8 protein-coding genes are annotated in these 8721 nt (G+C 57.2%); 4 read left to right on the top strand and 4 right to left on the bottom strand.

Annotated features, from left to right (window positions below; translation table 11 throughout):
- Positions 1-37: 37 nt before the first annotated feature.
- On the top strand, positions 38-1990 hold the full coding sequence (acs, locus tag ACXJ5O_RS02525) for an acetate--CoA ligase (protein WP_457298509.1): 1953 nt from the start codon (positions 38-40) through the stop codon (positions 1988-1990).
- A 220-nt stretch (positions 1991-2210) separates the two neighbouring features.
- Here the strand turns inward: acs and ACXJ5O_RS02520 are convergent, their stop codons facing one another.
- The 3 genes from ACXJ5O_RS02520 to ACXJ5O_RS02510 form a co-directional block, all read right to left on the bottom strand.
- The gene (locus ACXJ5O_RS02520; protein ID WP_457298508.1) at positions 2211-3476 is read right to left on the bottom strand and encodes a class I SAM-dependent methyltransferase; all 1266 of its coding nucleotides are present in this window, start codon (positions 3474-3476) and stop codon (positions 2211-2213) included.
- 353 nt (positions 3477-3829) lie between these two features.
- A complete protein-coding gene (locus tag ACXJ5O_RS02515; RefSeq protein WP_457298507.1) occupies positions 3830-4117 on the bottom strand; it encodes an addiction module antidote protein in 288 nt (95 codons plus the stop codon).
- Positions 4110-4415, bottom strand: coding sequence for a type II toxin-antitoxin system RelE/ParE family toxin (locus ACXJ5O_RS02510; RefSeq protein ID WP_457298506.1), 306 nt, complete (start codon positions 4413-4415; stop codon positions 4110-4112). Before ACXJ5O_RS02510 ends, ACXJ5O_RS02515 begins: the two co-directional genes overlap by 8 nt.
- Before the next feature lie 190 nt (positions 4416-4605).
- On the opposite strand from ACXJ5O_RS02510, the gene ACXJ5O_RS02505 reads away from it, so the two are divergent.
- On the top strand, positions 4606-6000 hold the full coding sequence (locus ACXJ5O_RS02505; protein WP_457298505.1) for an MATE family efflux transporter: 1395 nt from the start codon (positions 4606-4608) through the stop codon (positions 5998-6000).
- Here ACXJ5O_RS02505 and ACXJ5O_RS02500 read toward each other — a convergent pair.
- Positions 5997-6248: a DUF1674 domain-containing protein gene (locus ACXJ5O_RS02500; protein ID WP_457298504.1), complete on the bottom strand. Its 252-nt coding sequence runs from the start codon at positions 6246-6248 to the stop codon at positions 5997-5999. The genes ACXJ5O_RS02505 and ACXJ5O_RS02500 overlap by 4 nt on opposite strands.
- A 95-nt stretch (positions 6249-6343) precedes the next feature.
- Between ACXJ5O_RS02500 and htpX the strand changes: the two genes are divergently transcribed.
- Positions 6344-7315 (top strand): zinc metalloprotease HtpX, encoded by a 972-nt coding sequence (gene htpX / locus ACXJ5O_RS02495; RefSeq protein WP_457298503.1) that lies wholly within the window; start codon positions 6344-6346, stop codon positions 7313-7315.
- Positions 7312-8709, top strand: a complete 1398-nt coding sequence (locus tag ACXJ5O_RS02490; protein ID WP_457298502.1) for an RsmB/NOP family class I SAM-dependent RNA methyltransferase — start codon at positions 7312-7314, stop codon at positions 8707-8709. Before htpX ends, ACXJ5O_RS02490 begins: the two co-directional genes overlap by 4 nt.
- The last annotated feature ends 12 nt before the right edge of the window (positions 8710-8721 follow it).

Raw genomic sequence — 8721 nt, 5'->3', positions numbered from 1 at the left:
GGTGGAGGCCCGTCATCTCAGGCTCTGGAGGAAATTGATGTCCGAGAAGGTTTATCCCGTGCTGGCAAGYGCGAAGAAAGACGCGCTCATCGACGATGATACCTATCAGAGCTGGTACAAGCAGAGCATCAAGGATCCGGAGAAGTTCTGGGCCAAGCACGGAAAGCGCATCGATTGGTTCAAACCTTTTACCAAGGTGAAAAACACATCTTTCCAGGGAAAGGTCGCGATCAAATGGTTCGAGGATGGCGTCACCAACGTCTCCTACAACTGCATCGATCGCCATTTGAAAAAGCGCGGCGATCAGGTTGCCATTATCTGGGAAGGCGACAATCCCTATCTCGACAAGAAGATCACCTATAATGAGCTCTATGAGCAGGTGTGCCGTCTTGCCAACGTGTTGAAGAAGCACGGGGTCAAGAAAGGCGACCGCGTCACCATCTACATGCCGATGATACCCGAAGCCTCCTATGCGATGCTCGCCTGCACACGCATCGGCGCCGTTCATTCCGTGGTTTTCGGCGGCTTCTCTCCCGATGCACTTGCAGGCCGCATCGTCGACTGCGAATCCACCTTCGTCATCACCTCGGATGAAGGTATGCGGGGTGGCAAGCCTATCCCGCTCAAGGATAATACCGACAAGGCGATCGATATCGCTGCCAGGCATCACGTCAGGGTAAAGAACGTGCTGGTTGTACGCCGCACCGGTGGCAAGACCGGCTGGGCGCCGGGCCGGGATCTCTGGTACCACGAGGAAACGCTAAGCGTGAAGCCCGAGTGCAAGCCGGAGAAGATGAAGGCGGAAGATCCGCTGTTCATCCTCTACACATCAGGCTCGACGGGGAAACCAAAGGGCGTTCTCCACACCACCGGCGGTTATCTGGTCTACGCCGCGATGACGCATCAATACGTCTTCGACTACCATGATGGCGATATCTACTGGTGCACGGCCGATGTCGGTTGGGTCACTGGCCACTCCTATATCGTTTATGGGCCGCTCGCCAATGGCGCGACCACGCTGATGTTCGAGGGCGTTCCCAACTACCCGTCGGTTTCGCGCTTCTGGGAAGTCATCGACAAGCACAAGGTCAACATTTTCTACACCGCCCCTACCGCCATTCGCGCGCTGATGAGCGCCGGTAATGACCCTGTCGCGAAGACCTCGCGCAAGTCGCTGCGCATCCTTGGCTCGGTCGGCGAGCCGATCAATCCGGAAGCCTGGGAATGGTATTATCAGGTCGTCGGCGAAAAACGCTCGCCCATCGTCGATACATGGTGGCAGACCGAAACCGGCGGCATACTGATTACACCGCTACCCGGCGCAACCGCGCTGAAGCCGGGTTCGGCAACGCGGCCTTTCTTCGGGGTGCAGCCGCAGCTGGTCGACAACGAAGGCAATGTGCTTGAAGGCGCCGCCGACGGCAATCTGTGCATCACCGATTCATGGCCCGGCCAGATGCGTACGGTCTATGGCGATCACAAGCGTTTCATCGAGACCTATTTTTCCACCTACAAAGGCAAGTACTTTACCGGCGATGGCTGCCGCCGTGACAAGGACGGCTATTACTGGATCACCGGACGCGTCGATGACGTGCTCAATGTTTCGGGTCATCGCATGGGCACGGCAGAAGTGGAATCCGCGCTTGTCTCGCACGATACGGTCTCGGAAGCCGCCGTCGTTGGTTACCCGCACGACCTGAAGGGCCAAGGCATTTATTGCTATGTCACGCTGATGGCCGGCCTTGAGGGCACTGATGCGCTGCGCAAGGATCTCGTTGCACATGTGCGCAAGGAAATCGGACCGATTGCTTCGCCCGACAAGATACAGTTCGCGCCGGGTCTGCCCAAGACCCGCTCGGGCAAGATCATGCGCCGCATCCTGCGCAAGATCGCCGAGGACGACTTCGGCGCGCTCGGCGATACATCTACGCTTGCCGATCCAGCTGTCGTCGACGATCTGATCGCCAACAGGCAAAACAAGAAGACTTAGGACCAACAGGTGATTATCTCTCCGCTCGTGGGAGAGAAAGCGATTTCAGCATCTTAGCTCTTGCTAAGTGCTAGAAATCGCAAGTGAGGGGGTACAGGATATGCGGTTTAAATCCCCTCTCTTGGATTTTCTAAGGATTTAGCGAAGAGGCTAAATCCAAGAAAATCCGTTCTCCCCCACAAGGGGGGAGATAAGCTTGGCGACCGTCAATCCGCATGATTTACCGATACAAATCAGCCCGCGTCTGCGGCACRGCAGATAWRCCCCGCTTGCGCTTGGATGCCARYGTCTGGTTGATCTGCACGGTTCCCCGCTCGAAGGCCAGCGCGCAGCCGGTCAGATAGAGCAGCCACAGCCGTGCCTTGGGCGCGCCGACTTCGGCGATCGCTTCGTCAAATCGGGCGTGCAGCCTATCCGCCCACATCCGGCAGGTCCGGCCGTAATGCTCGCGGAGATTCTCGACGTCATGCACCTCAAAACCGTGGCCCTCGAGATTTTCCACCGTCATGCCGAGATGGTCCAGCTCACCACCAGGGAAAATATACTTCACCAGCGCCAGGTGCTCTGCGCTTTTGCGCCCGAAGGTCTTCTTGTTGCGTTTCATGCGCCGCGTAATCGCATGATGGAGATAAAGCCCGCCCGGTCGCAGCAGCCGGCGCACGCTCGAATAATAGGTATCGTAGTGCGCTATGCCTACCGCTTCAAACATGCCGATTGACGAGATCTTGTCGAACTGACCCTCGAGGTGTTCGTAAGATTTGACGTGGATGGTTATCTTGTCTTCGAGGCCTTCGGCTTTGATCCGCTCCCGCGCCAGTGCGGTCTGCGCTTCGGACAGCGAAACACCTGTCCCCGTCACGCCATAATGCTTCGCCGCATAGATCAACATCGCGCCCCAGCCGCAGCCGATGTCCAGCAGGCGGTCGCCCGGTTGCAACCGCAGCTTGCGGCAGATCAGCTCCAGCTTGTCGGCCTGCGCCTGATCGATCGTATTGGCCCAGTCGGTGAAATAGGCACAGGTGTAGACCATGCGCTCGTCGAGAAAGAGCTGATAGAAAGCGTTCGACACATCGTAGTGATGGGTGATGGCTTCCTTGTTGGATCCGCTGACATAAGGATCCTTGCCACCAAGGCCGGAGCTTGTCGCCTTGCTTCGGCCAAGCAGCAGCGAAGGCACATCTTTTAGCAATTGCCATTTCGGCAGGCTCTTCAGCTTCTGCTTGAATTTACCCTTGGGGCCTCGCTCGACGAGGTCGAACAGCGTGCCATTCTTGACATCGATTTGTCCGGAAACCCACAATTCGACGATCGAGCCAATATTGGGCTTCAGGGCAAGCTGGCGCACAACCATGGGATCGTTGATCGCAAGAATTGGGCCATCGGTTTCGCCGATTCTGGTGCCATCCCATAACTCGACGGCAAATTGCGGCTCGAGTACATCGATTACCGTGCGGATAATCCGCGCCGCTCTATCTTCAGCTGCCATCCTGTACCCCTAAACACCGCGTTGGCGCTGATTGGGCACCGGGTGCTTCGTGAAAAACATTTTCTTGGCTTATGGCCGCAAACCGCCATTTGCAAGCCATCAGAAAGTCTCGACAAATTTTTCTCTTGAAACGCGGGCAAAGACACCCCATTCTTGTTTTGTGTTCAACGAAAGTAAAGGAGGTGATCCGATGTCTCGTGATTTCGAAAACTGCCACAAGGCGTCTGATGCTTTCCATCGGGGATCGTCTCTCCGTTGAATAAGCGCCCTGGCTTAGTCCAGGGAAGAAGGCCAAACGACAGCTTTGTGCCAGATGGAATTGCGGGGCCACCCTTCGGGGTGGCCCTTTCCGTTTATGCCGCGCGCTTGCCGCTGATTTGAAATCCGATCGCCTTCATGACGGCCACGATCGTTTCGAGGGTGGGATTCCCGTTTTCACTTAAAGAACGATAAAGCTGCTCGCGAGCCAAACCCGTTTCTCGAGCGATCTTGGTCATACCCTTTGCTCTTGCCACTACACCCAATGCCCTCGCAATATATGCTGCATCCCCGGTCTCGAAGGCGTCGGTAAGAAATACTTCTACAGCCTCGTCGGTTGTCAAATCCTCGGCCGGATCATACGGAATCAATTTTTCAACCATTCCAACTCCTCCAAGCGTCAGCCAGATGTTTCGCCATGCGGATGTCCTTTGCCTGCGTGCTTTTGTCACCACCGCAGAGAAGAATCACGATCACATCCCCACGCCTCTGAAAATAGATGCGATATCCGGGACCATAGTGAATTCGCAGTTCACTGATACCGTGCCCTACGGGTTGCACATCACCTGCGTGCCCGAAAGCAAGGCGATCTAACCGCGAAGCGATCAAAGCTCGCGCTCGCTGGTCTTTGAGTTCCGTTCGCCATTTTCGAAATGTCTCTGTTTGCTCAAGCTCGATCATAAATGTATTTTATAAATCACATTTCGTCAATTGAATTCCGAATGGTATATGACGGTCAAAACATGTGACACCAACGCCAGATTGCATAGGGCAGCTCTTTGCTCTTCGCCAAATTGATGATACCAAGTTTTGCCTGAAAACGGTGCATTCTGCCTAATCCCGAGGCAAAATCCCTCTGAAAGTTTAAACAATGTCGGCTGCTATAGTCCAAAACGCGTCAAAGCGTGCATGGCGTGATGAAATCGTTGCGATGCTCTCGCTGAGCTGGCCGATGATTCTCACCAATCTTGCGCAGACGGCGATGACAGCGACCGATGTCATGATGATGGGCTGGGTCGGAGCAAGTACGCTGGCGGCCGGTGCGCTGGGCACCAATCTCTATTATGTTCCGATGATTTTCGGCCTCGGCCTGATGACGGCAACCTCGCCGATGATGGCGCGCGAACTCGGCCGCAACAAATTCACTGTCCGCGAAATACGCCGCACGGTACGCCAGGGCCTGTGGATCGCCGTCACGATTTCGATCCCGATCTGGCTCATACTATGGAACACCAAGGCGATCCTTATCGCCATGGGGCAGGACCATGTGCTCGCTGCTGAGGCCGGTAGCTATGTGCGTGCGCTGCAATGGGCGGTTCTGCCCTTTTATTGCTATATCGTGGTGCGTTCGTTCATAGCAGCGCTGGAACGTCCCGGGTGGGCGCTCGTCATCGCTGTCTTTGCCGTCGCCTTCAATGCACTGGCCAACTGGCTATTGATCTTCGGTCATCTTGGCTTTCCGAGGCTCGGCATTGTCGGGTCTGGCATCGCGACGTCGCTATCCTCAGCCTTGATGTTTGCCGGCTTCGTCATTGTCATTTCTTTAGACAAGCAATTCCGTCGCTACCGCCTGTTCGGACGCTTCTGGCGTGCGGACTGGCCACGCTATCGCGAACTATTGCGCCTTGGCCTGCCAATTGCTGCGATTCTGAGCTTTGAGGTAACGATCTTCAACGCGGCTGCCTTTCTGATGGGACTGATAGGGGCTGAATCGCTCGCCGCACATGCCATCGCAATCCAGATTGCCTCAATTGCCTTCATGGTTCCGATGGGTTTTGGTCAGGCGGCAACGGTGCGCGTTGGGCGGGCCTACGGCGCGCAGGATCCTGAAGGCATCAAGCGCGCCGGCTGGGTTGCGTTCACGGCGGGCACCGGCTTCATGGTCCTCACCGCGCTCCTGATGTTGTTGGCACCTCACGCTTTGATAAGTGCTTTCATCGACGTCAACGACCCTGCCAACGCCAAGGTGATTTCGCTCGCCGTTACATTTCTCGCCTTCGCCGCATTGTTCCAGATATTCGATGGGGGTCAGGCCGTCGCTAGCGGCATGTTGCGCGGCTTGCACGATACAACCATACCGATGATTTACGCCGCTATAGCCTATTGGGGTGTAGGCCTGCCACTGTCTGTCGGCCTCGGCTTCTGGCTCGGTATGGAAGGCGCAGGCATCTGGCTTGGGCTGTTGTGCGGTCTCGCAACGGCCGCTCTTCTGCTGATCAGCCGCTGGCTACGCCGCGAAAAACTTGGCATCGAGATTATCCGCTAAAAATCGATCGTGCGGCCTTTGATTTCCCAATCGCCGAAGCGGGCAGGATCCTTGCCGCCCCGCCCGCCGATTTCGCGCGGCTGATCGGCCTTTTCCTTCTCGGCCTTGCGACGTGCTTCCGCCTCTTTCAGCGCCCTCTGCGCGGCTGGCGGCAGTTGCTCGAATGTGGGACGCGGCCGGCTATCGTCATTATCCGCGTGCGGCGTCACTGTCGTATGGTCGTCGTTCATAACGCTGATACTCGTCATTGAAGCTTGCTGTATAAAACACCATCATATAGCGGAAGACGACCAATAAAAGGAATGAACTTGATAGATTTATCCAATACGGGAGGACTGATGCCATGAATGTGATGCGCACCGGAATGCTGCTTGCCTTTATGACCGCCCTTTTCATGGGCGTCGGTTTTCTCATTGGCGGGACCGGCGGCATGATGATTGCCCTGGTCATTGCCGCGGGCATGAATCTGTTCAGTTACTGGAATTCCGACAAGATGGTGCTGAACATGCACCACGCGGTCGAGGTCGATGAGGCGAATGCACCGGAATATTATGCCATTGTTCGCGATTTGGCCGCAAATGCAAATCTCCCCATGCCGAAGGTCTATCTCATCCAGAACGATMAGCCCAATGCCTTCGCGACGGGGCGCAATCCGCAAAATGCTGCCGTTGCTGCAAGTACAGGCCTGCTGCAGCGCCTTTCACCCCAGGAAGTCGCCGCCGTCATGGCACATGAACTTGCCCATGTTGAACACCGCGATACCCTGACCATGACTGTCACTGCCACCCTTGCCGGCGCCATTTCCATGCTTGGCAATTTCGCGATGTTTTTTGGCGGCGGCAGCCGTGAAAACCATAATCCGCTCGGCTTCATCGGCGTTCTGATCGCCATGATTGTCGCGCCATTTGCCGCCATGATCGTGCAGATGGCAATCAGCCGCACCCGTGAGTATGCCGCCGACCGGCGCGGGGCGCAGATCTGCGGCAATCCGCTGTGGCTGGCATCGGCGCTTGACAAGATTGCCCGCGGCGCAAAGCAGATCGTCAACGAGGATGCCGAGCGCAACCCCGCCTCCGCTCCGCTTTTCATCATCAATCCGTTGAGCGGCCAAGGCGCCGACAATCTGTTCTCCACCCATCCGAGCACGGAAAACCGCATCGCCGCGCTTGAAGCGATGGCGAATGAGTTCAGCCAGACACCTGCCACCTCGCGGCCCGCCCGCGGACCGCAGGCGCCGATCGACGACGAACCGTTGGATGACCGGCCGTCCCCGTGGGGCCGTGATGGCGGCGGCCGAAAAGGCCCTTGGGCATGAGCGCGGAGCCCGGTACCAGACGACCAGCCAAACGGCCTTTAGGCAAAAAACCGGTGGATTACATCGATGCGGAAGACCGTCCCGGTCTCGCAGCGCGTCAAGTGGCGACGCGCCTGCTTGGCGCCGTCATCGAGAAGCACACCTCGCTCGACGGTCTGACTGACAACAGCAACGGCCACCCCCAATATATGGCGCTCGACGACCGCGATCGCTCGCTGGTCCGTGCCATCCTCGGTGCCGCATTGCGTAATCGCGGCACCATCGAAGCCGCCATCGGCCAGTTGATCGATCGGCCTTTGCCGGAAAACGCCGTTGCCCTGCGCCATCTTTTGGCAGTGGCCGCCGCGCAGATCCTTTATCTCGACCTGCCCGACCGTGCCGCGGTCGATCTTGCGGTCACCGCGGCTAATAATGATCCGCGCAATCGCCGCTTCGCCTCGATGGTCAATGCAGTCCTTCGCCGGCTGTCGCGAGAAAAGGAAACGTTCAAGAGCGAGGTCTATTCGCACGCCAGCAATGTTCCGGCCTGGTTCGAGAACAGCCTCATTGCCGCTTATGGCAAGGACAGGACCAAAGCCATTCTCGACATTCAGAGCAAGGAACCGCCGATCGACTTGACCGTGAAAGGCGATCCGCAGATGTGGGCGGAAAAGCTTGGCGGCATCGCATTGCCAACGGGTTCGGTACGTCTTGCCACAGTCGAAGGCGCGTTGACGTCGCTTCCGGGGTTTGCCGAAGGCGAATGGTGGGTGCAGGACACCGCCGCAAGCCTGCCAGCGAAGCTTTTCGGAGACATCAAGGGCAAGCGCGTCGCCGATCTCTGCGCTGCGCCGGGCGGCAAGACTGCTCAGCTTGCACTGGCGGGCGCCAATGTCACGGCACTCGACCTTTCGGCTAACCGGCTGAAGCGCCTGCGCTCCAATCTCGAACGCCTCAAGCTTTCCGCCGAGACGGTCGAGGTCAATCTTTCCGCCTACAGGCCAGCAGAGCTATTCGATGCGATCCTGCTCGATGCGCCATGTTCATCAACGGGCACTGTGCGGCGGCACCCGGACGTGCCGTGGACCAAAACGCCCGAAGACGTAGCGAAGCTGGCACAACTCCAGGCCAAACTCCTTGATCATGCCGTTACTATCGTTCGCCCCGGTGGTATTGTGGTCTTTTCCAACTGCTCGCTCGATCCACTCGAAGGCGAGAAAGTTGCCAATGATTTGCTTGCAAAGAACCCGGGTATAGAGGTGGTACCAGTGACCAGGGATGAAGTTGGCGGCCTCGCTGAACTCATTACCGCGGAAGGCTTCGTTCGCTCCACGCCGGCCGATCTTGCCCACGAAAATCCCGCGCTTTCCGGCATGGATGGCTTCTTCGCAGCACGCTTCAAACGGAAATACTAAAGTTTTAACGGT

The sequence above is a fragment of the Phyllobacterium sp. P5_D12 genome, assembly GCF_054049495.1.
The sequence above is the reverse complement of the archived record's forward strand: the minus strand, read 5'-3'. Positions and strand labels throughout refer to the sequence as shown.

What these genes read in the sequence shown, in the direction of transcription:
- ACXJ5O_RS02500 (WP_457298504.1), bottom strand. Translation starts at nt 6,248, where the DNA reads ATGACGAGTATCAGCGTTATGAACGACGACCATACGACAGTGACGCCG.
- ACXJ5O_RS02510 (WP_457298506.1), bottom strand. Translation starts at nt 4,415, where the DNA reads ATGATCGAGCTTGAGCAAACAGAGACATTTCGAAAATGGCGAACGGAA.
- ACXJ5O_RS02505 (WP_457298505.1), top strand. Translation starts at nt 4,606, where the DNA reads ATGTCGGCTGCTATAGTCCAAAACGCGTCAAAGCGTGCATGGCGTGAT.
- ACXJ5O_RS02490 (WP_457298502.1), top strand. Translation starts at nt 7,312, where the DNA reads ATGAGCGCGGAGCCCGGTACCAGACGACCAGCCAAACGGCCTTTAGGC.
- ACXJ5O_RS02515 (WP_457298507.1), bottom strand. Translation starts at nt 4,117, where the DNA reads ATGGTTGAAAAATTGATTCCGTATGATCCGGCCGAGGATTTGACAACC.